Raw genomic sequence first — 25707 nt, 5'->3', positions numbered from 1 at the left:
CGGGGCAGGTTCATCGGCGTCAGCCGACGGGGCAGGTCAGGTCGACGGCGACGTGGTCGTGCACGTACTGGCCGGCGTGGGTGGCGATCAGGTCGAGCACGTACCCGACGTCATCGACTGTGGTCTCCGGGTTGAGCAGTGTGAACTTCAGGAAGTGCCGGCCGTCCACCCGGGTCCCGGCGACCACGGCGAGACCGGACGCCGCGAGAGCCTCCCGGGCGTGCAGGTTGGCGGCGTCGGCCAACTCCCGGCCGGGGCCGGTGGGCAGGTAGCGGAACACCACTGTGCTCAGCTCCGAGCGCGTCACCACCTCGAAGCGCGGGTCCTCGCTGACCAGTTGCCAGGCGTCGGCGGCCCGGTCGACGACCTCGTCGAAGAGCCCGCCGAGCGCGTCCGGGCCCATCACCCGCAGGGTGAGCCAGAGCTTCAGCGCGTCGAAACGGCGGGTGGTCTGCAGGCTCTTGTCGACCTGGTTGGGGATGCGCTGCTCCACCATCCGGGCCGGGTTGAGGTAGTCGGCGTGGTAGGTGACGTGCCGCAGCGTCCGCCGGTCGCGGACCAGCAGCGCGCTGGAGCTGACCGGCTGGAAGAACGACTTGTGGAAGTCGACGGTGACCGAGTCGGCCCGCTCGATGCCGTCGAGCAGGTGCCGGCGGGTCGGCGAGACGAGCAGACCGCAGCCGTACGCGGCGTCCACGTGCAGCCAGACACCGGCTGCCGCGCAGATCCCGGCCAGTTCGGTGAGCGGGTCGATCGAGCCGAAGTCGGTGGTGCCGGCGGTGCCGACGACGGCCATCACCACCAGCCCGGCCTGGCGGCACCGCACGATCTCCTCGCGGACGGCCGCCGCGCTGATCCGCCGGCGGGTGTCGGTGGCCACCGCGATCACCGCGTCCGGGGCGAGACCGAGCAGCTTGGCCGACTTCTGCACGCTGAAGTGACCGGCGGCAGAGGTGATGACCCGCAGCCGGGGCAGCAGCTCGGCGCGCGCCGCCGGGTCGATGGCGTCGGCACACGCCTCCTCCCGGGCCAGCAGCAGCGCCTGGAGGTTGGACTGGCTGCCGCCGCTGGTGAAGATGCCATCCGCGTGCGGGCCGAGGCCGATCCGTTCGGCCGTCCAGTCGATCAGCCGGCGCTCGATGAGGGTGGCCCCGGCGCTCTGGTCCCAGGTGTCCAGTGAGGAGTTCACTGCGGTGAGCACCGCCTCACCGAGCAGCGCCGGGATGGCCACCGGGCAGTTGAGGTGCGCCAGGTAGCGGGGGTGGTGGAACCAGACGGCGTCGCGCAGGTAGACGTTCTCCAGCTCGTCGAGGGCCGCGCCGGCGTCGCCCAGCGGACGGTCCAGGTCCACCCGGTCGACCAGGGGGGCCAGCTCGGCCGGCGTGATTCCGGTGCCGGGACGGTCCACTGTGGCAACTCGGCGGGCGACCCGGTCGACGCCGTCGGCGATCGTCCGGCGGTACTGCTCGACCGAGCCGCCATGCAGCAGTTGGGCCCGCGCGGCGGTTGACGCCGGTGGCGGCGTGGTGGTCTCGACGGGGTACGTCGGCACGGTCACTGGTAGTCCTTCCACGTTCTCGACGAGGGCAGCCGAAACCCACCCCAGGCGCGGCGGCGCGCCTCGGGATGTGGTGTTCGTCAGCTGACCTTCTTCGCGTTCCGGATGGCGGTGGCGAGGTTCTCCAGCAGCGGCGCGGAGCCGGCGTACGAGAAGCGGGGAACCGCGTCCCACGGGCTCACCTGGTTGGCAGTGACCGCCGGCAGTTGCTGCCAGGTCGGCTTGGCCGTGAGGTCCTTGGCCTGCAAGGCGGTGCTGCGGTTGTCCAGCAGGATCAGGTCGGCGGGGAACTTGCCGGCGCTCTCCCAGCTCAGCGCCTCGAAGTAGTCGCCGGCTTCGAGCTTGGTGGGGACCACGATGTCGACGCCCAACTCGGCGAAGTACATCAGGTCGGTGCTGACCTTCGGGTTGGAGACGTAGAAGAGGTCGGGGCTGCCGGAGCAGGCCATAACCTTGATCCCGGGGTTGGCCTTGACCGCCTGCCGGACCGCCTCGGCGGCGGCGTCGAAGCGGGCCTTTCCGTCGGTGACCTTCTTCGCGGACAGGTCCGCGCCGAGCGACTCGGCCAGTGCCGCGTACCGCTCGATGGGCTTGGTCATCGGCACCCGGGCGGTGGTGATCGCCACACTGGGCGCCAGCGGAAGGATCTTGGCCTTGCTCTCGTCCGGCACGTACCAGAGCGCGTCCGGGTCGTACATGTGGGTGACCAGCAGTTCGGGGCGCAGCGCCGCGTACTTCTCCAGGCTGAACTCGCCCCACACGTTGCCGAGAATCTCGACGCCCTCGACGTTCAGGTCGCCGGCCTGCGGGTCGGCCGCGCCGTCGGCACGCTTGGTCTCACCGAACACACCCACGAGCTGCTTGTCGAGACCGAAATCGATCAGGGCCGCCGCCACACCGGTGAAGGCCACCACGCGGGCCGGACGGGCTGCCGCCTCGACCCTCGTGCCGCGATCGTCGGTGAACGACCAGGGGCCACTTCCGTTGCCGGCGGCGGGTTTCGCGGCGTCGTCCTTGCCACAGGCGGCGAGCAGGGTGGCCAGCGTGGCAGCGCCACCGGCGGCCAGCAGGCCACGGCGGGAGAGGCGGCGGGCGGACAGGGCATCGGGCATGGTGTTGTCTTTCGATCAAGGGTTGGCCGGGGTCGACCAGGGCAGCGGGGTTAGGTTAGCCTAACCTCGGTCATTGTCAACAGCGGTACGCCGTGTCGCCACCACCCCGGAGCCCACACTGGACGCCACACCCACCGTCACCCGAGCGGCACCACCCGTGCCGGCCAGGGAAACGGCAGCACCCCCGAGCCGGCGTGGCCGTCGGGCGGCCCGCGCCGCCGGCCTGGTCACCGCCGTGGCACTGCTCGCGGTGATCGTGGTGCTCAGCATCGCGGTCGGCGCGAAGGCCATGCCGCTCGCCGACGTCTGGTCCGGGTTGCTGCACCGCGACGCCACCGAGTACGCAGTGGTGCACCGGATGCGTCTACCCCGCACCCTGCTCGGGCTGCTCGCCGGCACCGCCCTCGGTGTGGCGGGCGCGGTCATGCAGGCCCTCACCCGCAACCCACTCGCCGACCCCGGGCTGCTCGGCATCAACGCCGGCGCGTCCGCGGCCGTCGCCACCGCCGCCGCGTTCCTAGGCGTCACCGCCGTCGGCGGGTACGTCTGGTTCGCGCTGCTCGGCGCGGCGGCGGTGACCGCGCTCGTCTACGCCGTCGGCGGCGGACGCGGTGCCACCCCAGCCCGACTCGCGCTGGCCGGGGCGGCACTCAACGCCACCCTCTACTCCTACGTGAGCGCGGTGATGCTGCTGGACGCCGCGTCGCTGGAGCGGCTGCGTTTCTGGACGGTCGGCTCACTGGCCAGCGCGGACTCCGCGACGGTGACCCGGGTGCTGCCGTTCATCCTCATCGGGCTGCTGGTCGCGCTCGGTGCCGCCCGTCCGCTGAACGCGCTGGCGCTCGGCGATGACGCCGCGCGAGCCCTCGGCGCCCGACCGGCGCTGATCCGCGCCGCCGTGATCGTCGCTGTCACCCTGCTCTGCGGCGCGGCGACCGCCGCGTGCGGCCCGATCGTCTTCGTCGGGCTGCTGGTGCCGCACCTGGTCCGCGCCCTGACCGGCCCGGACCTGCGCTGGCTGCTGCCGTACTGCGCGGTGCTCTCGCCGGCGTTGCTGCTCGGCGCCGACGTGCTCGGCCGGGTGCTGGGCCGCCCCGGAGAACTCCAGGTCGGCATGGTGACCGCCGTGCTGGGCGGCCCGCTCTTCCTGTGGCTGGTCACCCGCCGACCGGTGGCGCAGCCGTGACTGTCATTCGTACTCCTGGTGGGTTGTCGCTGCGGTTTCGGCCCCGCGCGTTGGGCGTCGGGGCCGGCGCGGCGGTGCTGGCGGCCGGGTTCGGCCTGGTGGCCCTGGGCAGTGGTGACTACCCGATGGGGCCGGCGGACGTGCTACGCACGCTGACCGGCGGCGGCAGTGTGGCGGAGCAGTTCATCGTGTTCGACCTGCGCCTGCCCCGGCTGGTCACCGCACTGTTGGTCGGTGCGGCGTTGGCTCTCGCCGGCACGGTCTTCCAGTCGTTGGTGCGGAACCCGTTGGGCAGCCCGGACATCCTGGGCTTCACCCAGGGCGCGTCGACCGGGGCGCTGGTGGTGGTCGTCCTCGGTGGCAGCAGCCTGGCGTTGGCCGCCGCTGCGGTCGTCGGTGGCCTCGGCACCGGTGTGGTGATCTACGCGCTCGCCTGGCGGCGCGGAGTGCACGGCTACCGGCTCATCCTGGTCGGCATCGGGGTGGCCGCGATCCTGACCGGCGTCAACGGCTACCTGCTGACCCGGGCGCCCCTGATGGAAGCCGCCCGCGCGGTCCTCTGGCTCACCGGCAGCCTGGACGGACGCGGCTGGGCCAACGCCGGGCCGTTGCTCGTCGTCCTGGTCGTGTTGGCGCCGCTGGTGCTCGTCGTCTGCGCCCCGGCGCTGCGGATGATGGAGTTGGGCGACGACGCGGCCAGCGCCCTGGGCGTGCCGGTACGCCGGCTGCGCCTGGTGCTGCTCGCCGCCGCCGTGCTGCTGGTCTCGTTCGCGGCGGCCGCCGCCGGGCCGGTGTCCTTCGTGGCGCTCGTCGCCCCGCACGTGGCGAAACGACTGACCCGGGCCCCGGGCCCGAACCTGCTGCCGTCGATGGCCGTCGGCGCGGCGCTGCTGGTCGGGGCCGACCTGCTGGCGCAGCGCGCGTTCGCCGGGCACCAACTCCCGGTCGGCGTGGTGACCGGCGTGATCGGCGGCGGTTACCTGGTCTGGCTGCTGGCGATGGAACGTCGGGCGGGCCGGCTGTGAACACCCGTGACGCCCTCGAAGGAGCACCCATGCGACCCGGCGATTCCCGGCTCGGCGGCACCGCGCTGACCCTCGCCTACGACCAGCGCACCATCGCCGAGAACCTGACAGTGGCGGTGCCCGACAGGTCCTTCACGGTGATCATCGGCCCGAACGCGTGCGGCAAGTCGACGCTGCTGCGCGCACTGTCCCGGATGCTGCGCCCCAGCGCCGGTGCGGTGCTGCTGGACGGGCGGGACATTCACGACCTGCCGGCCCGCACTGTGGCCCGTACGCTCGGCCTGCTGCCGCAGTCGTCGATCGCACCGGACGGCATCAGCGTCGCCGAGCTTGTCGCCCGGGGTCGCTACCCCCACCAGGGGCTGCTGCGGCAGTGGTCCCGCGAGGACGAGCGGGTGGTCGAGGAGTCGATGGCCGCGACCGGGGTCGACGACCTCGCCGACCGGGCTGTGGACGAGCTGTCCGGCGGGCAGCGGCAGCGGGTCTGGATCGCCATGGCGTTGGCCCAGCAGACGCCCCTGCTGCTGCTCGACGAGCCGACCACGTACCTCGACATCGCCCACCAGATCGAGATCCTGGACCTCTGCGCCCGGCTGCACGAGGAGCAGGGCCGCACCCTTGTCGCGGTGCTGCACGACCTGAACCACGCGGCCCGCTACGCCACCCACCTGATCGCCATGCGCGACGGACGCGTGGTGGCCGCCGGGGAGCCTGCGTCGGTGGTCACCGCCGAACTGGTGGCGGCGGTGTTCGGGCTGCCCTGCCGGGTGATCGACGACCCGGAGACGGGCACCCCGCTGGTCGTCCCCGCGGCCCGACGCCGCGCCACCACCCTGGCCCCGGAGCCGGCGTGAGCGAGCGGAGCGAGCGAACCAGCAAGCACAACAACAAAGCGTTCGCGCCGCCGCGAAGCGGTGGCGCGAACGCGGAGCGTTTCCGCGACCCGTGGGGGGTGCCGCACCTGCGGGCCGACGACCCGATCGCGCTGGCGACGGCGCAGGGCCGGGTGACCGCGTACGACCGGGCCTGGCAGATCGAGGTGGAACGGCACCGCGCCCAAGGCACCAGCGCGGCGTTCCTCGGCCCCGACGCGCTCGGCTGGGACCGGTTCGTCCGGCAGGTCCGGCTCGACGACACGGCACGCCGCTGCCACGCCGCACTGGACCCGGCGACCGCCGAGTGGGTGGGCGCATACGTGGACGGCGTCAACGCCGGTCTCGCCGCCGGGGCGGCCCGGTCACCGGAGTTCGCCGCCACCGGGCTGCGCCCGGGTCGGTGGGAGCCGTGGACGCCGCTCGCGGTCTGGCTGGGCCACCACATCCTGTTCGCCGGGTTCCCCGGCAAGCTCTGGCGCGAGCACGTGGCGCAGCGGCTCGGGCCGGACGCTGTCGACCTGTTCGCCACCGACGGGCCGGCTGTGGCCGGCAGCAACGGGTGGCTGCTCGCCGCCGAGCGCACCGGCACCGGGGCCGCGCTGCTCGCCGGCGATCCGCACCGGTTCATCGAGGATCCCGGCGTCTACCAGCAGATCCGGCTGGCCTGCCCGGAGTACGACGTGGTCGGGTTGGCGGTGCCGGGTGTGCCGGGCATCGCGCACTTCGGGCACGCCGGTCCAGTGGCCTGGGCGATCACCAACGCGATGGCCGACTACCAGGACGTGTACGCGGAGCGGCTGCGCCGCGACGGCCCTCTGGTGCAGGCGCTCGGCCCGGACGGCTGGCGACCGGTGCACCGCCACGTCGAGACGATCGAGGTGGCCGGCGCCGAACCGGTCGAGGTCGAGGTCGTGGAGACCGACCGTGGCCCGGTGATCGCCGGTGGGCCGGACGACGACATCGCCGTCAGCCTGCGCTACCCGCCCCGGGTCCGGGGTGACCTCGGTTTCGCGACACTGCCGGAGCTGCTGCGTGCCCGCACCGTGGCCGATGTGGACCACGCGCTGCGGCACTGGGTGGAGCCGGTCAACGTGGTGCAGGCGGCGGACACCGCCGGAGGGCTGTTGTACCGGGTCGCCGGGGCGGTGCCGGTGCGGCACCCGGAGAACGGCCGACGGGTGGTCCCCGGATGGGACGCCGCGTACGCCTGGCGGGGCTGGCACGCGCCGATGCCCCGCGCCGAGGTGGTCGGTCGGTCGGTGATGGCCAACGAACGCGGGCTGGCCGCGCCGCTCGGGGTGGAGTTCGCCCCACCGCACCGGGCGCATCGCATCGCCGAGTTGCTCGACGCCCGTTCCGCGTGGACGGCCGACGAGATGGCCACGGTGCACACCGACACGTACCTGGGTGCCGCCGGGTCGCTGCTGGCGGTCCTCGCCGAGTCGACGGGGCTCGGTCCTTCCGCCGCCGCGCTGCGGGAACGACTGCTGCGCTGGGACCGCCGGATGGCCGCCGACAGCACCGACGCGGCGGCCTATGCCATCCTGCGGGCGGCTGTCGTACGCCGGATCGCCGCCCACCCGGCGCTGGCCGCGCTGGCCGAACTGCCGGCGTACCCCGAGGTGTTCGCGCCCTGGCTGGCGCTGACGCCGCGCGTCGGTCACGCGCTGGAGCACCTGCTCGGCGCGACCCCGCTGCCCGGTGTGGACATCACCGCGCTGGTAGGCGAGGCGGCCGAGGAGGTCGCCGAAGCGGCGGCCGGGCAGGTGCCCTGGGGGGACCTGCACCGGCTGGCGCCGTGGCGGGCCCTGCCCGGCCCGGACGTCGGGCCCGGCCCCCGGCTCGGCGGTGACCACGACTGCGTGTTGGCCACCTCGAGCGTGCCCGGGGTCACCCACTGGTGCTTCCGGGGGCCGGCGGCGCGCTTCGTCTGGGACCTGGCCCGCCGCGCGGACAGCCGCTGGGTGGTCCCGCTGGGCGCCTGCGGGGTGCCCGGCGACCCGCACCACGACGACCAGAGCCCCGCCTGGCTGGCCGGCGAGCTGCTACCGGTCATCACGGACTGGGACCAGCTCGCCGAGGAACGGGACTGACGGCACCGGCCGCCGCCGGGGTGCGCGAGGCACCCCGGACGGCGGCCGGCCGCACAGTCAGCGCAGGCCGAACGCCCGGCTGATGCTCTGACTCACGGTGTTGCCGGCGGTGTCCCGCGCCGTGGTGCGCAGGCTCACGAAGCCGGCCTTCGCCGGTGCGGCCAACGAGGTACGCCAGCCGTCGCCGTGCCGGGTCAGCCGCTGCTTCTGCCAGGTCGCCCCGTCGTCGTAGGACACCTCGACGGTCACCGCGCCGATCGTGCCGGTGACGTCGGGCAAATGAGAGGCGACGACTGTCAGCGGTGCCCGCCGCGACGCCTTGCCGGCGGAGTCGATGGCCACCTGGTAGTCCAGCTGGATCATCGGCAGCACCTCGGCCGACTCCTCCCCGGTGACCGCCGAGTGGAAGCCCCACTCGGTGCGGGTCTGCCGGGAGTACGGGTTGGTCCACGCGGCCCGGTCGTTCTCCACCACCAGCCGGTACGGCAGTCGCTGCTGTGCCAGCCCGGAGACCTGGAGGTACTCGGCGTTACCCCAGTTCAGCTCCTTGTCACCCTGGTAGAGGGTGGTCCGGTTGACCATGTCGTAGTTCGCGTACGCCTCACCGATGTGACCGCCCCCGTCGCCCCACCCGGGCGCGGGCAGGTAGACGGTGTCCAGGTACCGGACCGGCACGTAGTTGCCGCCCATCCGGGGTCGCTGGATCGGCCCGAACCAGGTGACTGCGCTCGGCTTACCGGCCGGGTACGTGGTCACCGCCATCAGGTGCTGACCGGTCTCGCCGGCGATGAACGCGTCGTCGATCCACCGCTGGTCGGCGCTCACCCAGTCGGTGCGTCGACCCTGTGCGGGGGCCGGTTCCTGGTTGCTCGACGCCCAACCACGCCAGACGTCGGTGCGAAACTCCAGCGCCTTGCCCTGCCGGTAGTTGCGGAACTCCACGTCGACCCGGGCCAGCTGTCGCTTCGTGGGCCGGTAGGTGGGGTCGGCCGGCACCGTGCCGGTCCAGTGGTGCGCCACGTCGTACAGGTAGGTGGTCTCCGGGTGCGACTCGACGGTGAGCCGCACCGCGCCGCGCTCCAGCGCGGCGATGAGCTGCCCGCCCTCGTCGGCGCCGAGCGTGGCCACTGTCACCGGGGCCGGGCTCTCCGGGCTCCACGCCGCCTCGTCCCAGGGCTGGAGTCGACCGACGCCGTCGTTGACCACGAGCAGCAGCTTCGCTCCGGCCGCCGCGGCGGCCTGCGCCTGGGTGGCGATGTCCACGCTGTCACTGCGGCGCACCACCACGGCCCGGTCCCGGACCGGGCGCTTGGCCAACCCCGCCGCCGACGCGTCCGCGACGTAGACCGCGTCCAGCTGGCGACGACCGGCCGGCAGCGCCGGGGTCGCCCGCTTCACCAACAGATCGTCGTACGAGCGCCCGCCCGCCGAGACGGTCAGGGCCGGCTGCTCCAGCCGCCACCGGGCGCCGAACTCGAACTCGCCGTCGGTCACCGGACGGCTCGTCGGCAACGCCCACATGCTGTCGTACGAGTCGTCGGGCAGCACCTGACTCTCGGTGAGCCCGTTCTTCGTGGACCGGTGGATGTCCATCCGCAGGGCGCTGGCGGTGGCCTCCTGCGGCACCCGGGCCTGCACCTGTCGGGCGGCGCGCGCGTCCAGTGTGACGGTGCGGTCCCGGTCGAGGTTCACGTCGGTGAAGCTGAGCATCGCCATGCCCTTGGAGTGCGGCCCGTGCGCGCCGCGCACGTCCGCGGAGATCCAACCGTTCCAGCTCGCCACCGGCAGCCGCAGCGTGGCGGTGCCGCTCTCGGGCAGGTCCACGGCGGTGAACAGTGTGTCGGTGGTGAGGATGACCTTGCCGACGAGCGGTTTGCCGTCCCGGTCCTTGGCGACCAGCGTCAGGTTCTGCCGCTGACCCTCCTTGCCGGCGCCGATCAGGGTCCGGCCGCGCACCGCACCGGCGTCGTCGGTGGCGACGATCATGCCGCTGACCTGTTTCTCCACCGGCAGCTTGTCGTATGCGGCGGTCACCGTCACGGTGGCGGTGCCGCCTGCGGGCACTGTGACCCGGTCGGCGGAGAGCGCGAACAGGCCGGCCGGCGCGGTGGCCGCGTCGAGGGCCAGCTTCAGGTCGACCGGCGCGCTGCCGACGTTGGTGTAGGTGACAGTACGGTCGACGGACATGCCCGGCTGCTGCGGCCACGCCTGGAAGCCGGAGTAGGCGCTCGGGGTGGCGAAGACTGTGGCGTGCGCGGCGGCGACCGCGTCGACCCGACCGGCACCCGCCTCGTACGGGGTGTACTCGGGGGTGGCCTTGACCGTGCTGACCAGCGCTTCCTTGATCCGCTGACCGGTCCAGTCCGGGTGCGCGGCGGCGACCAGCGCGGCGGTACCGGCCACGTGCGGGGTGGCCATCGACGTGCCGCTCATCAGCGTGTAGTCGCCGGAGCCGCCCCGCACCAGGTGCGAGCGGGCCGCCAGGATGTCCACGCCGGGGGCGGTGATCTCGGGCTTGAGCCCGCCGTCGCCGGCGCGCGGGCCCTGGCTGGAGAAGTCGGCGAGGTGGTCGGTGTTGTCGACAGCACCCACCGTGAGCGCGGAGTCGGCGGCACCCGGGCTGCCGATGGTGGCCGGGCCGCTGTTGCCGGCGGCGATCACGAAGAGGGCGCCGGTCTCGGCGCTGAGTCGCTCGACCGCCTGGCTCATCGGGTCGCTGCCGTCGGTGGCCTCACCGCCCAGGCTCATGCTCACCACCCGGGCCTTCTGCTCCCGGGCCGCCCACTCCATGCCGGCGATGATCCACGAGTTCTGCCCGCTGCCCTCGCTGTTGAGCACCTTGCCGATGTGCAGCCGGGCGCCGGGGGCGACGCCCCGCTCGGCGCCACCGGACGCGGCGCCGGTGCCGGCGATCGTCGAGGCGACGTGCGTGCCGTGGCCCTTGTAGTCGAGGATGTCGGGCTCTTCGGGCACGAAGCTGCTGGACTCGGCGATCTGGCCGACGAGGTCGGGGTGTTCGGCGTCCGCCCCCGAGTCGAGCACCGCGACGTCGACACCGGCGGCGGTGTTGCCCTCGGCCCACAGCTTCGGCGCGCCGATCTGCGCGGTGGACTCGGCCAGGTCGGCGTGCACCCGGCCGTCCAACCAGACCTTGGCGATGCCGTTGGCCAGGGTCGGGGCGGCGCCACCCGTACGCCGGGTCGAACCGGCGGTCAGCGCGGTCCAGAACCGCTCGGCGGTGGCACGCTGGCGGGTCAACGCCGCGCCCTGCACGCTGTCCAACTGTCGGATCAGCTCGGCGCCGTCCACGGCGGGGCGGGTGCGGCTGCGGGCCGCCGCGTCGGTCATCGTGACGATCAGTGGAAGCGCGTCGGTGTGCGCGTCGTCGTAGCCGTCGGCGATGAGGTCGGTGACGTTGAACAGTTGCCGGTCCAGCACACCATCGGTCACATAGGACAACGCGGCGTCCGGATAGACGTAGGTGTCGCCGTCGCGCACTGTGCGGTGGAAACTCGGGGTGCTGCCGTCCGGCCGGCGCACCGTCGACACAGTGCTGCCGTCCGCCGCGGTGGTGACGGTGACCGTGTCACCGGTGATCAGGGTGACGGTGGACGCGCGTCCGGCGGCGGCCGGGGGTTGACCCGCCGGGCGGTCGGGGTTCTTCGGCGGGGCGGCGGCCGCTCCCGCGCCGGGTGGGGTGAACCCGGCCGCCAGGGTGAGGGCGGCGCCGAGGGCGATCAGCCCGGTTCGGCGGCACCGGTGAGACAGAGCCACGATGACCTCTTTGTGTCGAGAAGTGGTACGCACCACAGCATCGACGCAGAGCCCACCCCAACCGCGCACCGCACCCCGACGCACTTACGCCATGGCGCAACCCCGCCACCCACCCCCGCCACCCGTCCCCGCCCTCCGCGTCGATCTTGCACTTAAGGTCGCCGATGTACCCCGATTCGCGACTTTCGTCGGGACAGCAAGTGCAAGATCGACGCTGGGAGGGTCACCGGTCCCGCCCTGTCCCCGTCGATCATGGAGTCGTGGTGCCCGGCAACAGGCGAAATACACCTTTCGCACCCCACCACAACTCCATGATCGACGGTATGGGGGACGGGCGAGGGGGCGGGGGCGGGGGCGGGGGCGGGGGCGGGGGCGGGGGTCAGGCGGTGGGGCGGGTTAGGGTGGCTAGGCGGTCTAGCTGGGTGGGGTCGGAGAGGGCGGAGCCGACGGCCACGACCTTCACTCCGGCCTGGAGAAACGCCTCCGCGTTGCCCGCGTCCAGGCCACCGGTGGCGACGAAGCGCAACTGCGGCAGCGGGCCGGCGACGGCCTTGAACCAGGCCGGCCCGAGGGAGATCGCGGGGAACGCCTTGAGCCAGGTGAGGCCGTGCCGCAGTGCCTGCTGGGCCTCGGTGGGGGTGGCCACGCCGGGCAGGTGCGGCAGGCCACGCGCGGCGGCGGCGGCGGCGACCGCGAGGTCCAGGCCGGGCGCGACGGTGAACCGGGCGCCCGCGTCGGCCGCCGCGGTGACCTGGTCGACGTCGAGCACGGTGCCGGCACCGACGATCCGGTCGCGCTCGGCTCCCGCCTCGACGGCGGCCCGCAGCGCCGGCACCGCGTCGGCGGTGGCCACCGGAACCTCCACCACGTCGATACCGAGGTCCCAGGCACGCTCGGCGAGCCGAACGGTCTCGGCGACCGGCAGGCCGCGCAGGATCGCCATCACCCGGGCGCCGCCGAAGATGTGGTCGAAGTCCGGTGTGGTCATGGTGCACTCCATCCGAGGTCGCGGTGGGACTGTTGCTGCTGGTCGGGTCGCAACCCGCCGACCCGACTCAGGTCGTCGATCCCGGGTCGGTCAGGTCGAGCGGCGACCAGGCGTCGGCGGGGGCGTCGATGAGTTTCTCGAACCAGGCCCACGGCGGGACCGGGGCGTTGTCGCCGCTGCTGGTCAACGCCTGCGCCGCGACGAGGTGACCGAGGCGCAACCGCCGTACCGGGTCGAGGCCGCGTAGCAGCCCGGCCAGGTAGCCGGCGGCGAAGGCGTCTCCGGCGCCCACCGGCTCGACCACCGTCACCCGGGGCGCGGGCACGAAGACCGGTTCGGCGTCGCGGACCAGCGCGGTGGCGCCCACCGCCCCGTCCTTGACCACCACCGTCTCCGGGTCGGGCAACAGCTCGCGTACGGCCGTCGGGTCGGTGGTGCCCCAGAGGGTCTCCGCCTCGTCCTGTCCGACGAAGACGAGGTCGCAGCGGTTGGCGAGGTCGCGCAGCACCGGCGCGGCCTGCTCGGCGGGCCACAGCCGGGCCCGGTGGTTGACGTCGAAACTGACCAGCGCCTCCGCCAGCGGCCGGTCGGTCACCGCGTGCTCGACCAGCGCCCGGCAGGACGCGGAGAGCGCCGGGGTGATCCCGGACAGGTGCAGCACCCGGGCACCGGCCAGCGCCGGGTCGGCCACCGTGGCGGGGTCCATCCGGGCGGCCGCCGAACCGGCCCGGTAGTAGTGCACCGCGGTCCCCTCCGGGCCGGGGTCCTTGACGTACAGGCCGGTGGGGGCGGTCGGGTCCACGCACACCTGGTCGACGCGGACGCCGGCCGCGGCGACATGCCGGACGACGGCCCGACCGAAGGGGTCGTCGCCGACCCGGCTCACCCAGGTCGTCACATGTCCCAGGCGGGCCAGGTAACCAGCCACGTTGGACTCGGCCCCACCGACCGAGACGGCGACCCGCTCGGCGCGCTCCAGCGGCTCACCCGGCGCGGGGCAGAGCACCACCATCGTCTCCCCCACCGCGGCCACCTCGATCAACGGGAGGCCGGCCGGGACACTCGCCTGGTCAGGTCGTGGGGCGGTCGGCATCGGGCACACGTCCTCGCGGCGGGGGTGCTGGGCGTCGCCGAGCCTAGGTGGACCGCGCGGGACGGGCAACCTGTCGCGCGTCACACCTCGACGCTCAGGGCAACGTCAGCCCGTACGCGGCCAGCACCTCCGCGATCGGCTGGTAGTAGGTGGTGCCGCCGGCGGTGCAGTTGCCGGTGCCGCCGGAGAGGATGCCGAGGATCCTGCCGGTGGAGGCCACGTAGAGCGGCCCGCCGCTGTCCCCCGGCTCGGCGCAGATGTTGGTACGGATCAGGCCGTAGATCACGCCGGTGGAGTAGTTGACGGTCTGGTTGAGACCGGTGACGGTGCCGCAGCGCACGCCTGTGGTGCTGCCGCTGCGGCACACCGCCTGACCGATGTACGCGTTGCCGGGGCCGTTGATGGTCAGCAGGCCGGGGTAGGTGTAGACAGCGCTCGGGTGGGCGATCCGGCCGGTGTAGCGGATCAGCCCGTAGTCGTTGGTGGGGTAACTGGTGGCGGTGCGGGTGCCGAGCACTGTGGTCTGGGCGCTGTCGGCGTACCAGGTGGCGGCGGTGGTGGTGCAGTGCCCGGCGGTGATCACGTAGTAGGTGCTGCCGCTGCGCGCGTTCGCGCCGAGCGAGCAGCGCGCGCCACCGCCGCCGTAGATGCCCTGCCCGCCGGCGATCAGGGGGCGCAGCGTTCCGGGTTCGCGGCGCAGCAGCACGCCGGCCCGGTCGGTCACCGCCCGCAGCGCGGCCAGTTCGCTGGTGTCCACGGTGTCGTCGACGGTGAGTGTCATCCGGCCGGTGGCGGGGTCGAGACCCCAGGCGGCGCCCGGGGTGCGTACCCCGGTCAGCAGGGCCGCCGGGTCGGCGGCGGGCGCGGCGGCCCGGTCGGGGACGGCGGCCTGCGCCGCGCCGGGCGCGACGAGCAGCAGGATGGTCAGGACGAGGGCGGCCAGCGGGGAGCGGCGCATCCGAACCTCCGAAGAGATCGAGATTGATGGATGCAGTAAAGCATCGCCCGACGTCCGACGCCGTGGCAACCTCAAGCCGCCCTCTTCCCCGACCGGCGGGAATCGCCGATCCGGGGACGGCCCGTGTCGGGGCCGCCGATAATTCCCCGGAAGACGCGGCGGGAGGCCAGGCATGACCACCAAAGGGAATGCGGCGCTGGTACGCCGGCGGGACCAGTCGACCCGGGCCACGCTGCTGGAGCTGCTCTTCGACGTGGTCTTCGTGGCCGCGCTCGCACTGACATCGAAACTGTTGTCCGAAGAGCTCTCCTGGTCCGGCGGCGCCAAGCTCCTGCTGATGCTGACCGCCGTCTGGTGGACGTGGTCGGTCACCACGACCACTACCGAGTTCTACGACCCGCAGCAACGCCCCATCCAGGCCATCCTGATGATCGCCATGGTCGGATCGGTGGGCATGGCGGCATCGCTGCCGATGGTCAGCATCGGGCACCTGATGCTCTTCGTGATCTCGTACGTCGGCACGCACGTGATTCGCTGCATCATCCTGGTCACCGCCTTGCACCGGCAGGGGCACCGGACGGCCAGGGAGCGGGCCACCCGGTTTCTCTTCTGGTTCACGGTGTCCGGCGTCTTCTGGGTCCTCGGCGCGCTGTCGGAGACTCCGAACTGGGGGCTCTGGACGATCGCCATAGCGATCGACCTGGTCGCCGGGGCGGCCCGCTACCCCACACCCCGCCTGGGCCGGGTGCCGCTCGCCCAGTACGGGCGGACCACCGAGCACCTGGGCGAGCGGTACCAACAGTTCATCATCCTGGCCCTCGGCGACATCATCCTGCTGCCGACGTTGCAGGTCAGCCGGGGCCACCTCGACCACCTCCGGCTCACCTCCCTGCTCTGCGCCTTTGCCACCATGCTGCTGCTCTGGCAGATCTACGTCTTCCGCGCCGGCGAGTTGTTGGTGGCGGCCGGGTCCAAGGGGAGCCGGGCAACGCGGCTGGCTCCGTTCACCCATCTGGTCATGCTGGCCGGCGTGGCCGCCACCGCCGCCACCTTCGACCTGGTCGTCACCAGGCCGACCGGAACGACGCCGGTGCCGTGGCTCGTGCTGATCATCACCGGCCCGACCCTGTTCGTGGTCGGCCGCGTCCTGTTCACCATGGCGGTGTCGTGGGTCGTGCCCTGGCGGCGAGTTGCCTGGCAGCTCCTACCGCTGCTGGTGCTGCCGTGGGCCGGCGGTTGGCCGCCGGTGCTGGTAGCCACGATCGTGGCGCTCGGGTTGGCCGGTCACATCCTGTTTCCCGGAGCAGCCCGGGAGACCACGCCGGGCCTGCGGCTGCGGCAACCCGCCGACTGACCCCTGCCCCTCCCCGGCCGGTGGGAATCGCCGATCCGGGGACGGGCCGCGCCGGCACCGCCGATAATCCTCGGAGACACGGCGGGAGGCCGGGCATGACCACCGGAGGCACCGCGGCGCTGGTACGCCGGCCGGACGGTTCGACCCGGGCCACGCTGCTGGAGTTGCTCTTCGACGTGGTCTTCGTGGCCTCGCTCGCGCTGACCTCTACCCTGCTCGCGGGAAGCCACAACTGGTCCGGCGCCACGATGGTCCTGCTGATGCTGACAGCGATCTGGTGGACCTGGTCGGTCACCTCGACCACCACCGAGTTCTACGACCCTCAGCAGCGCCCCATCCAGGCCATCCTGATGGTCGCCATGGTCGGTTCGGTGGGGATGGCGGCGTCGTTGCCGATGGTCTCCGACGGGCATGCGATGGTCTTCGCGATCTCCTACGTCGGCACGCACGTGATCCGCGGCATCATCCTGGTCACGACGTTGTACCGGAAGCGACACTGGGCGGCCATGGTCCGGGCCACCCGGTTCTTCTTCTGGTTCGTGGTGTCCGGCGTCTTCTGGATCACCGGCGGGGCGTCCGGCACCGTGAACTGGACCCTCTGGACCGTCGCCATCACGATCGACCTGCTCTCCGCGGCGGCCCGCTACCCCACGCCCTGGCTGGGCCGGGTGCCCTCTGAGCAGTACGAGCGGACCACCGCGCATCTGGGCGAGCGGTACCAGCAGTTCATCATCCTGGCCCTCGGCGACATCATCCTGGTTCCCACGTTGCAGGTCAGCCGGGGCCCGCTGGCCGGGCTCCGGGTCGCCGCACTGCTCTGCGCGTTCGCCATCATGCTGCTGCTCTGGCAGGTCTACGTCTTCCGGGCCGGCGAGTTGCTGGAGGCTGGGGCCGGGCCGAAGTCGGGCCGGCCAGCGCGGGTGGCTCCGTACACCCATCTGGTGATGCTGGCCGGGGTGGTCGCCACGGCGGCCTCGTTCGACCTGGTCGTCACCCGGCCGACCGGCACCACGCCGGTGGGGTGGCTGTTACTGATCCTGGGCGGCCCCGCGCTGTTCGTGATCGGCCGTGTCCTGTTCACCCTGCTGGTGTCCATGCTCGTGCCGTGGCGGCGAATGCTCTGCCTTCCCCTGCCGCTGCTGATCCTGCCGTGGGCCGGCCGCTGGCCGCCGCTGCTGGTCACCGCGGTCGTGGCGCTCACGCTGGCGGCGCACATCCTGGTTCCGGGAGCGGCCCGGGAGACCACACCGGGCCTGCGGATGCGGCAACCCGACGACTGACCCAGCCTGTTCAGGCGACGTGTCGAGCCGCCCACTCGGCCAGGTCCCGGGCGCACGCGTCCACCGACTCCTGCCAGGTCCGGGCCGCGCCCTCCCCCGCCTCGTCGCTGACCTGCTTGACAAGCCGGCACGGCACGCCGGCCTGCGCGGCGGCCCAGGCCACCGCGTACCCCTCCATGTCGACCAGATCGGCGCGCTGCGCCAACCGGTCCCGCTCCGCGTCGTCGGCCACGAAGGTGTCACCGGTGGCGAGCACCGCGCCCTCGGCGGCCAGCGACAGTGGCGCCCCGTAGGTCTCCCCGGTGAGCGTGCGCAGCAGGTCGGTGTCCAGGTCGTGCTGGAGCACCGTCGCGACCTCGTGGATGCCGGCCCAGCCGGGGCGCAACGCCCCCGCCGTACCCAGGTTGAGCAGCAGGGCGGGGCGCGGCCCGGCGGCCAGCACCGCGGCCACCGCGCTGGCGGCGTTCACCTTGCCCATGCCGGTGAGCAGGACCGGCAGCTCGGGCGGCAGGTAGCGGGCCTCCTCCCCCACGGCAAGAACCACCAACGGACGATCGGCGCGGACCGTACCTCGAAGATTCACCGGAGCATCGTACGAGCCGACCGGTGGGCCGCTGACGTCAGTCGTCGGTGAAGCGGTACAGCACGAAGTCCTCCTCCGCGCCACAGGCGATCACGCGGGTGTTCCACGAGCAGGACGAGCTGCGCACGTCCTTCAGCTCACCCAACTCGTCGACCTCCCCGGACTCGGCCCACACCCCGGCCAGCACCCGGTTGTCCGCGACCCCGCTGGGCGCCTTGGCGAAGACCAGCAGGTTGCCCGCGTCCAGGCGGACCGCCACCCCGCCCCGGTCCCGCAGCACCAGCTTGCCGGCGGCGTCGAAGACGGTGACTGTCGGCTCCGGCAACTCCCGCTGGGCGAGCACCTGCTCACCCAACGGAACCAGACCGGTCACGCCCGGCGCCGACCAACTGATCATGCCCTCACCCTCGGTGGCCGCCACCACCTCGGTGCGCGCGGCGTCGTTGTTCGGCACCTGCAACAGGCAGGCCCGCCGCTCACCGCAGGCCACCAGTTCCTTCGGGCGGTACTCGTCGTTGCCGGAGCGGTGCAGCACCACCGGCTCGGCGTCGGAACCCAGGTCGTACGCGAGCAACTGGTAACCACCCTCGTTGGCGGCCACGTACAGGCGGTCCTCGTGGGCGACCACCAGGTCGTCGAAGTCGGCGACGCTGCCCCACTGGCGCAGCACCGCGCCGGATGCCATGTCGAGCAGCCGCACCGACCGGTCCGCACCCACCTGGACGAGTCGCCGTCCCTTGCTCGTCCACGGGTTGCGGGGCGTGCCGTCGCGGAAGGCCGGCCCGCCCGCCGCCGCGTCGGTGCCGACCGGTCGGACCACGGTACGGCCACCGGCGTACTGGCCGCGGGGGTTGGGCTGGGTCCACTTCGCCGAGCCGTTGGTCAGACGCAGGCCGACAAGTTCGTCAGCGGCCCGGTCCACCAGCACCGCCGTGTCGTCGGCGAAGTAGACGTCGTCGTCACCACGCAGAACGCGCTGCCAGCGCTGCTCGCCGGTACGACCGTCGAGGACGGCCAGCGGTCGGGGGGTGCTGTCGCCCGGTGCGTCGGCGAGGACCGCGACCGCCCCGGGGACGGCGATGATCGCCTCCCAGTCGTCGGCCCGCACGTCGGTCTGCTTCCGCCACAACTCGCGGCCGTTGCCCGCGTCGACGGCCACCACCTCCAGCCGGTCGTCCGGCAACGGAAACGCCAGGTAGGCCCGGTCGTCGAGCACCGCTGTCCACATGTCGACCGGCCGTTCGGCGCCGGCCGACAGCCGGGACAGCTCGCTCAGCGAGGTGAACTCCAGATCCGGGTAGCGGTCGCGGGTCAGGTAGAGCGTCGCCGCGGTGGCCACCCCGGCCAGGGCCAGCACCGCGCCGAGCACCACCCAGCGCGCCCGCCGCCAGCGGGTCGCGCCGCTTGGCGGGGTCGGGGTGGCGCCCGCCAGGCCCGGCCCGGGGGGCGGGCCCGCCGGCGAGGTGGATCCCGGCCAGGGCTGCGACGGTACGACCGGCGCGGGGGCTCCGGCCGGGGCGGGTGGGCTCACCGGAGCCGGCGCGGGTGGTGCGAGCGGCGGTCCCGCGTACGCCGGGGCGGGCAGCGGCTTGCGCAGCGGCAGGTCGGTCAGGGCGCCCTCGGCCACCGGCAACTCGGGCTGATCCAGCACCGTCGGCGCGATCCCTAGCTCGGCGTGGAGCATGCGGGCCACCAGCGGGATCCGTGACGACCCGCCCACGAGGAACAGCCCGTCGAGCTGATCGGGGCGCAGCCCGGCGGCGGCGATGACCTCCCGGGCCCGCTGCACCGCCCGACGCAGCAGCGGCGTGGCCACCCGCTCGACGTCCGCCCGGGTCAGCTGGATCGTCTCGGCCACTCCCGGCACCGCTACCGGGGCGACTACGGAGCGGGACAGGGTCTCCTTCGCACCACGTACCTCGTCTGTGAGCCGGACCTGGTCGCGGCGCTGCTCCGGATCCGCCGGTCGGGTGAGCCGGGCCCACTTCGCGGCGTGCCGCTCACCGACCAGCTCGCCGACCCGCCGCACCAGCGCGGCGTCGAGGTCCAGACCGCCCAGGTCGGGCAGGCCACCGTCGGCGACCACGCTGAAGCCGGAGTCACCCCAGGGGTCCGCGCCCTCGTTGCGCAGCACCGCGACGTCGAGCGTCCCGCCACCGAAGTCGAACACCGCGATCGCCCCGCCGACCGGCACCGGACGGTGCAGCACCTGGGTGTAGTAGCGGGCGGCGGCCACCGGCTCCCGCAGCAGCCGGGTTCCCGGCGGTGTCGGCCCGGCGAGGGTGTGCTCGGCCGCCTGCGGCCAGCCCGCCCGCAGCAGCGCGTCAGCGAGGACCTGCCGCCGCGTCGCGTCCCAGGCGGCCGGGCAGGTCACCACGGCCGGCGGCAGGAAACCCACAGCGCCCACAGCGGCCCGGGCAACCGCCGCCAGCACCGCGGCGAGCAGGTCGGCCGGCGGGTACGCGCGGTCGCCGAGCTGCACTGTCGGCTCGTCCACCCGACGCTTCGGGTTCGCCTCGAACCGGGCCGGGTCGGCCTGCGCCAACCGGCGGGCGTCCCAGCCGGTGTGCAGGGTGCCGTCCGGGTCGGCGTAGACGGCGGACGGACTGAGCGGTTGACCGTCCATCAGCAACGGACGGGTACGCCCGTCGGGCCAGCGCAGCACCGCGACGGTGTTGGACGTACCGAGGTCGATGCCGAGAGCGAAACCCTCGTGCTGGCCTGCCATTGCCCGATACCTCCGCCGCGACGAGGGGAACTCGACCCCGCATCGTACGCAGGCCCCGCCGCACCGCTGATCACTCGGTCCGGGGTGGTCGGTGGCATCCGGTCAGTGGGTGGAGTGGACGCCCACCACCTCGTCCTCGCTGGTCTCGCCGGTCAGCTGGAACCCGAGTTTCAGGTAGAACTGCTCCGGGCCGTCCGGCCCCGGCTCCCACGTCGTGTAGACGCGGTCGTGGCCACGTCGGCGGGCCTCGTCGCGGACGGCCTGTACCGCGAAGCGGCCGTACCCCCGGCCCTGGTGCTCGGCGGCGATGTTCAGCCGCCACAGCCCCGAACGCAGGTCGGCCGGTTGGGCCGGATCCCACACGATGTCGAAGAAGCCCATCAGGAAGCCGACGATCTCGTCATCCTCGACGATCAGACGCGGCCACGCGATCTCGGGCTGCGCGTACGCCTCGGCGAGGGACCAGGCGACCGGGGACGAGAACTTCTCCTGGTCGGGCCGCACGCTCACCCGGCAGGCGGCCTCCACATTGTCTTTGGTTACTTCAACCAGTCGCGGCACGCCGGCCACCCTACCCAGCGGGTCTGTGCAACAGGCCGTCGAGCAGCCCGCGCAGGCCGAACTGGAACCAGGTGTCCAGGTCGGTGTCGGGTCTGGTCTGCCCGGCTGCGGCCAGCCAGGGCCTGTCCCGGGTACGACCGGTCCGCTCCAGCCGGGTGAGGGTCGCCGACCACCAGGCGTGGTCGGTGGTGTCGACGGGATCACGCCGGATGAGCAGGGCCATGCCCTGGATGTAGCCGCTGAGCGCCAGGTAGGCGCGGAACGCCTCGGCCGGGTCGTATCCGGCGCCGCTGAACGCCGCCACCACCCGGTCGACCATGGCGAGTACCGCCGGCCCGGTCGGCGGCCGGTCGGTGGCGAGGACGGCCAGCAGCCAGGGATGGCGGCGGTACATCGCCCACTCGTCCCCGGCCAGCAGTTCGAGCCGTTGGCGCGGATCAGGCGGTAGTGGCGCGGCGCCGGGCCGGCGGGTGGCGGTGATCTGCTCGGCCATCGCGGCGAGAAGGTCGGCCCGGTTCCGGACGTGCCGGTATACGGCGTGGGCGGGCAGGCCGGCGCGTTGGGCGAGGACCCGCATGGAGACGGCGTCCAGGCCGCCGGCGTCCGCCAGTTCGACAGCGAGGGCGACCAACCGGTGGCGCGGGTCGCCGCCGGTCGGCGCGGGCAGGTCCCGCACTCGACGCGGGGCGCTGGTGGGGCCGTGCTCACGACGCCTGCGGTACGCGCGGGCCTGGCAGCGCCGGGAGCAGTAGCGGCGCGGGCGCCCCCGGCCGGCACCGACGGGCAGGTCCGCCTCGCACTCGACACACCGGACACCGAGCATGCCGCCTCCAGTTTCGTCACGGCACTCCGTGTGACGAAAGTACTGCACGTCGTCCAGTGGGCGGCGACAGGATCGGAGGCATGAATCCGCCCAGCCGCAGAGATCTGCTCCGCGTCGGCGCAGTCGCCTCCGCCGCCGTCCTCTATCCCTCCCCGGTCTCCGCCGCCGCACCACCGGCGGGCGGCGTGCCCCCACTCGGCCCGGTCCGGGTGCGGCCGGACGACCCCCGGTACGCGGACCTGGTCCGCCGCGGCAACCGACGGTTCGTGGGCACGCCGGACGAGGTGCGCGTGGTCGGCTCGACCGAGCAGGTCGTCGCGGCCGTGCAGGATGCCGTCCGCACCGGCCGACGGGTGGCGGTACGCGGCGGCGGGCACTGCTTCGAGGGGTTCGTGGACGACCCCGCGGTCCGCATGGTGATCGACCTGTCCGGACTGACCGAGGTCTACCACGACCCCCGACTGTTCGGTTTCGCTGTCGAGGCGGGCGCCACGCTCGGCGAGGCGTACCGCAGGCTCTTTCTGGGCTGGGGGGTGACCCTTCCCGGCGGCTCGTGCCCGGGAGTCGGCGTCGGCGGTCACATCACCGGTGGCGGTTACGGTCGCCTCTCCCGCCTGCACGGACTCGTGGTGGACCACCTGTACGCGGTGGAGGTGGTCGTTGTCGACCGCGGCGGCACCGCCCGCTCTGTGGTCGCCACCCGGGAGCCGACGGACCCGCACCGCGACCTGTGGTGGGCGCACACCGGTGGCGGCGGGGGCACCTTCGGCGTCGTCACCCGCTACTGGTTCCGCTCGCTTCCCACCCCACCCGCGCGGGTGCTGGACTTCACCGTCACCTGGCCGTGGACCGGCATGGACGAGGCGGGCTTCCACCGACTCGCCGGCAACTTCGGCCGCTGGTGCGCCCGCAACAGCGCGCCCGACTCCCGGGGCCGGCACCTGTACGGCGAGTTGGTCCTGTCCCGCCCGCAGGCCGGCGGTCACACCCTCGCCGGTCAGGTCCCGCACGGCAGCCGACACCTGCTCGACGAAGTCGTCCGGGCGCTCGGCGACGGCGTCGGTGTCGCGCCGACCGTGTCGGCGCAGACGCTGCCCTGGCTGACCGCTACCCTCGGCGGCCACAGCGACGACGGCAAGGGCTGGCGGTTGAAGGTCAAGTCCGCCTTCCACCGCGCGCCCCTGGCCGAGCGGCAGTTGCACGTGGCCTACCGCCACCTCACCCGCGACAGTGACCTGCCGGCCGGCTCGTTGAGCCTCAACACCTACGGCGGGGCGATCAACGCCGTGGCATCGACCGCCACCGCCGCCGTCCAGCGGGACGCGTCCATGCTGCTGTTCTACCTCGCCGGCTGGGCCGACCCGGCCGCGGACCCCCGGCACCTGGCCTGGATCCGCGAGTTCTACCGGGACATGTACGCCGACACCGGCGGTGTGCCACCGGACGGCGCCTACATCAACTATCCGGACGTCGACCTCACCACCGCTACCCGACAGTGGCCGGAGGTCTACTTCGGGTCCAGCTACCGGCGGTTGCAACAGGTCAAGGCCCGTTGGGACCCCCGTGATGTCTTCCACCACGACCTGTCGGTACGACCACCCGGCCACTGACCGCACCCGGCACCGTCGCCTACGGTCGGGCGGCTGGGCCGTCCCGATCGGCCCGTGCGGCGCGGAGCAGCCGGAGCTGACCGATCTCCGCGACGTTCTTCATCAGCTCGGAGTTGACCCAACCGATCGTGTGCGTGACGGTGTGGTCGGTCCCGTCCGGCCAGGGAAACGTCGCGATCCGGTCGAGGTCACTGTCGTCGAGCTGGTCGAGCAGACCCAGCCACTCGGTGCGCAGGCCCCGTAGCCAGGCGACACTCGGCTCGCCCGCGCCCGGCCAGACCACTGCCGTGCGCTGCCGCGCTGATCCACCCCGGAGATGGTCCATCGCCACTGTCCACCACCAGCCGACGTGCCAGGTGAGCCAGCCGATCGTCGGCACCGGGACCGGGTCGGGTTCGGTGTCGGCCCAGTCCGGGGTCCAGGTGCCGTCGGTGCTCTGCCGCACCGACCAGCAGTGGTCGGCCGGCTCCCAGAGGAAGTCCGCGGGTTCGAGTCGCTCAAGGTGGTACTCGAACAGCGACCACGTCAGGTCGAACTGCCAGCGCAGGAGGGCCAGGGGCGCTACGGACATCCGCAGATGATGTCGGGCCACCAACACTGCCGTCCACAAAATAACCCGCGCCCACACGGGGTGATCATGAGGTTGGCGGGCTCTGCGGAGATCGAATCACCCGCCAACCCCATGATCAACCGTTAGGGCGGGCGGGTCGGCGGCGGGCGGGTCGGTGGGGCACCGGTCGGAGAGGGCGTAGCGGAGCAGGACCACGTCGCCGATCTGGCGGGCCTCGGCCAGGCGGGCGCGGCGACCCGGGTGCCAGGGGAAGCGACCCTCGCCGACGAACCGGGGCGCCCGGCCGTCACCGACGAAGAACGGGGCCACCACCAGGTGCAGTTCGTCGGCGAGACCGGCGGCGAGGAACTGGGCGTGCACCGTTCCGCCGCCCTCCACCATCAACCGCTCTACGCCCCGAGCGGCCAGGTCGGTCAGCAGCCACCCCGGGTCAACCGGCTCACCCGCGTCGACCACGGTGGCCAGTCGGCCGACGCGCTCCTCGGTCTTCTCCAGCGCGCCAGTGGCGCAGTAGACGAGCCGGGCCGAATCACCGGCGGTGAAGAAGCGGGCGGTCGGGTCGAGGTCACCCTGGGCGGTCAGGGTGACCTTGGTGGGCGAGGCCGGCCGACCGGACGCCACCCGCTCGGCCCGGCGACTCGGGGAGCGCACCAGCAGCCGAGGGTCGTCTCGTCGGACGGTGCCAGCGCCGACCAGGATCGCATCGCAACTGGCCCGGACCGCGTCGACGCGGTCCAGGTCCTCCTCGTTGGACAGCAGTAACCGCTGCTCGGAGGCGTCGTCGATGTACCCGTCGATGGAGGCGGCGCAACTCAGCAGCACGTACGGGCGCGTCGGCCCCGGCCGCCAGCTCATCGGGAGACGGGCCGATGGGGAGCACGACCCGCCAGCGCATCCGCCGCCTCGACCTCCGCCGCCTTGGCCGCCTTGGCCGCCAGGTACTCGGCGTTGGCCGGCGAGAGGAAGACGCTGGTGAGCACCCGTTCGGCCACGTCCACGCCCAGCCGGGTCAACTGCTCGGCCTTGTCCGGGTTGCTGCTCAGCAGTCGCACCCGCGGCACGCCCAACGTGGCCAGCATCTGCGCGGCGGCGGTGTAGTCCCGCTCGTCCTCGCCCCGGCCCAGCGCGACGTTGGCCTGGTAGGTGTCCAACCCGGCGTCCTGCAAGGCGTACGCGTCGAGTTTGGCGTACAGGCCGATGCCACGGCCCTCCTGTCGCAGGTAGAGCAGGAACCCGCCGGTCTCGGCGATCCGCTGCACCGCCTCGCGCAGTTGCGGCCCGCAGTCGCAGCGCTGGCTGCCGAACACGTCGCCGGTCAGGCACTCGCTGTGTGGCCGGACCAGCGGGGCTGTTCCCCCGGCGGCGAGCCGGTCCAGGGCGCCCACCCAGTCGCCGAGGCCGAGGGCCAGGTGCTCCCGACCGTCCACCAGGCCCTTGAAGGTGAACACCCGGGCGGTCGTGGTGTAGCCATCCGGAAACGCCAGCGGCACCGTGACCTGCGTGCGGATCGTGGCAACCGGCAATGCTTCGGGCAT

Annotated in this window: 20 protein-coding genes; 7 read left to right on the top strand and 13 right to left on the bottom strand. The window is 73.0% G+C overall.

Going from position 1 to position 25707, the window contains the following annotated elements; all coding sequences use genetic code 11:
- Positions 1–19 precede the first annotated feature (19 nt).
- Both ACLJOK_RS08910 and ACLJOK_RS08905 read right to left on the bottom strand, forming a co-directional pair.
- Complete coding sequence (locus ACLJOK_RS08910; protein ID WP_410817510.1) at positions 20–1558, bottom strand: pyridoxal phosphate-dependent decarboxylase family protein; 1539 nt, start codon at positions 1556–1558, stop codon at positions 20–22.
- 80 nt (positions 1559–1638) lie between these two features.
- Positions 1639–2670 carry an ABC transporter substrate-binding protein gene (locus ACLJOK_RS08905; RefSeq protein WP_410817508.1) on the bottom strand — a complete coding sequence of 344 codons (1032 nt, stop codon included), beginning with the start codon at positions 2668–2670 and terminating at the stop codon, positions 1639–1641.
- A gap of 73 nt (positions 2671–2743) precedes the next feature.
- On the opposite strand from ACLJOK_RS08905, the gene ACLJOK_RS08900 reads away from it, so the two are divergent.
- From ACLJOK_RS08900 to ACLJOK_RS08885, 4 genes are read left to right on the top strand one after another with little or no spacing between them, the layout of a single operon-like run.
- Complete coding sequence (locus ACLJOK_RS08900; RefSeq protein ID WP_410817507.1) at positions 2744–3856, top strand: FecCD family ABC transporter permease; 1113 nt, start codon at positions 2744–2746, stop codon at positions 3854–3856.
- The gene (locus ACLJOK_RS08895; protein WP_410817506.1) at positions 3853–4881 is read left to right on the top strand and encodes a FecCD family ABC transporter permease; all 1029 of its coding nucleotides are present in this window, start codon (positions 3853–3855) and stop codon (positions 4879–4881) included. The genes ACLJOK_RS08900 and ACLJOK_RS08895 overlap by 4 nt, the downstream gene beginning before the upstream one ends.
- Positions 4882–4910: 29 nt before the next feature.
- The gene (locus ACLJOK_RS08890) at positions 4911–5735 is read left to right on the top strand and encodes an ABC transporter ATP-binding protein (RefSeq protein WP_410817504.1); all 825 of its coding nucleotides are present in this window, start codon (positions 4911–4913) and stop codon (positions 5733–5735) included.
- The gene (locus ACLJOK_RS08885; RefSeq protein ID WP_410817503.1) at positions 5732–7849 is read left to right on the top strand and encodes a penicillin acylase family protein; all 2118 of its coding nucleotides are present in this window, start codon (positions 5732–5734) and stop codon (positions 7847–7849) included. Before ACLJOK_RS08890 ends, ACLJOK_RS08885 begins: the two co-directional genes overlap by 4 nt.
- A 57-nt stretch (positions 7850–7906) precedes the next feature.
- Here the strand turns inward: ACLJOK_RS08885 and ACLJOK_RS08880 are convergent, their stop codons facing one another.
- The 4 genes from ACLJOK_RS08880 to ACLJOK_RS08865 form a co-directional block, all read right to left on the bottom strand.
- Positions 7907–11623, bottom strand: a complete 3717-nt coding sequence (locus ACLJOK_RS08880; RefSeq protein ID WP_410817502.1) for a S8 family serine peptidase — start codon at positions 11621–11623, stop codon at positions 7907–7909.
- A gap of 379 nt (positions 11624–12002) precedes the next feature.
- On the bottom strand, positions 12003–12611 hold the full coding sequence (locus ACLJOK_RS08875) for a bifunctional 4-hydroxy-2-oxoglutarate aldolase/2-dehydro-3-deoxy-phosphogluconate aldolase (RefSeq protein ID WP_410817501.1): 609 nt from the start codon (positions 12609–12611) through the stop codon (positions 12003–12005).
- Positions 12612–12678: 67 nt separating this feature from the next.
- On the bottom strand, positions 12679–13704 hold the full coding sequence (locus ACLJOK_RS08870; protein WP_410817499.1) for a sugar kinase: 1026 nt from the start codon (positions 13702–13704) through the stop codon (positions 12679–12681).
- Positions 13705–13798: 94 nt separating this feature from the next.
- Entirely contained in the window at positions 13799–14662 is an 864-nt protein-coding gene (locus ACLJOK_RS08865; RefSeq protein WP_410817497.1) for a S1 family peptidase, read from the bottom strand.
- A 172-nt stretch (positions 14663–14834) separates the two neighbouring features.
- On the opposite strand from ACLJOK_RS08865, the gene ACLJOK_RS08860 reads away from it, so the two are divergent.
- Both ACLJOK_RS08860 and ACLJOK_RS08855 read left to right on the top strand, forming a co-directional pair.
- Positions 14835–16016, top strand: a complete 1182-nt coding sequence (locus tag ACLJOK_RS08860) for a low temperature requirement protein A (RefSeq protein ID WP_410817496.1) — start codon at positions 14835–14837, stop codon at positions 16014–16016.
- Between the two features lie 95 nt (positions 16017–16111).
- Positions 16112–17296, top strand: coding sequence for a low temperature requirement protein A (locus ACLJOK_RS08855; RefSeq protein WP_410817495.1), 1185 nt, complete (start codon positions 16112–16114; stop codon positions 17294–17296).
- A 10-nt stretch (positions 17297–17306) separates the two neighbouring features.
- Here ACLJOK_RS08855 and ACLJOK_RS08850 read toward each other — a convergent pair whose 3' ends face one another.
- The 4 genes from ACLJOK_RS08850 to ACLJOK_RS08835 all read right to left on the bottom strand — a co-directional run bounded on the left by ACLJOK_RS08850 (position 17307) and on the right by ACLJOK_RS08835 (position 21991).
- Positions 17307–17879, bottom strand: a complete 573-nt coding sequence (locus ACLJOK_RS08850) for a nucleosidase (protein ID WP_124818559.1) — start codon at positions 17877–17879, stop codon at positions 17307–17309.
- 37 nt (positions 17880–17916) lie between these two features.
- Entirely contained in the window at positions 17917–20607 is a 2691-nt protein-coding gene (locus ACLJOK_RS08845) for an Hsp70 family protein (RefSeq protein WP_410817493.1), read from the bottom strand.
- Between the two features lie 102 nt (positions 20608–20709).
- Positions 20710–21168, bottom strand: a complete 459-nt coding sequence (locus ACLJOK_RS08840; protein WP_410817491.1) for a GNAT family N-acetyltransferase — start codon at positions 21166–21168, stop codon at positions 20710–20712.
- Between the two features lie 10 nt (positions 21169–21178).
- Positions 21179–21991: a TetR/AcrR family transcriptional regulator gene (locus ACLJOK_RS08835; RefSeq protein WP_410817489.1), complete on the bottom strand. Its 813-nt coding sequence runs from the start codon at positions 21989–21991 to the stop codon at positions 21179–21181.
- A gap of 80 nt (positions 21992–22071) precedes the next feature.
- Between ACLJOK_RS08835 and ACLJOK_RS08830 the strand changes: the two genes are divergently transcribed.
- On the top strand, positions 22072–23601 hold the full coding sequence (locus ACLJOK_RS08830; RefSeq protein ID WP_410817488.1) for an FAD-binding oxidoreductase: 1530 nt from the start codon (positions 22072–22074) through the stop codon (positions 23599–23601).
- A gap of 19 nt (positions 23602–23620) precedes the next feature.
- Here the strand turns inward: ACLJOK_RS08830 and ACLJOK_RS08825 are convergent, their stop codons facing one another.
- The 3 genes from ACLJOK_RS08825 to ACLJOK_RS08815 all read right to left on the bottom strand — a co-directional run bounded on the left by ACLJOK_RS08825 (position 23621) and on the right by ACLJOK_RS08815 (position 25707).
- Positions 23621–24172 carry a DinB family protein gene (locus tag ACLJOK_RS08825; protein ID WP_410817487.1) on the bottom strand — a complete coding sequence of 184 codons (552 nt, stop codon included), beginning with the start codon at positions 24170–24172 and terminating at the stop codon, positions 23621–23623.
- A 96-nt stretch (positions 24173–24268) separates the two neighbouring features.
- On the bottom strand, positions 24269–25027 hold the full coding sequence (locus tag ACLJOK_RS08820; protein ID WP_410817486.1) for a RibD family protein: 759 nt from the start codon (positions 25025–25027) through the stop codon (positions 24269–24271).
- A complete protein-coding gene (locus tag ACLJOK_RS08815) occupies positions 25024–25707 on the bottom strand; it encodes a GTP cyclohydrolase II (protein WP_410817485.1) in 684 nt (227 codons plus the stop codon). The genes ACLJOK_RS08820 and ACLJOK_RS08815 overlap by 4 nt, the downstream gene beginning before the upstream one ends.

Source organism: Micromonospora sp. 050-3, from assembly GCF_046549335.1.
Taxonomy (GTDB): domain Bacteria; phylum Actinomycetota; class Actinomycetes; order Mycobacteriales; family Micromonosporaceae; genus Micromonospora; species Micromonospora trifolii.
Note: the sequence above shows the minus strand (reverse complement) of the source record. Positions and strands in the feature narration are given on the sequence as shown.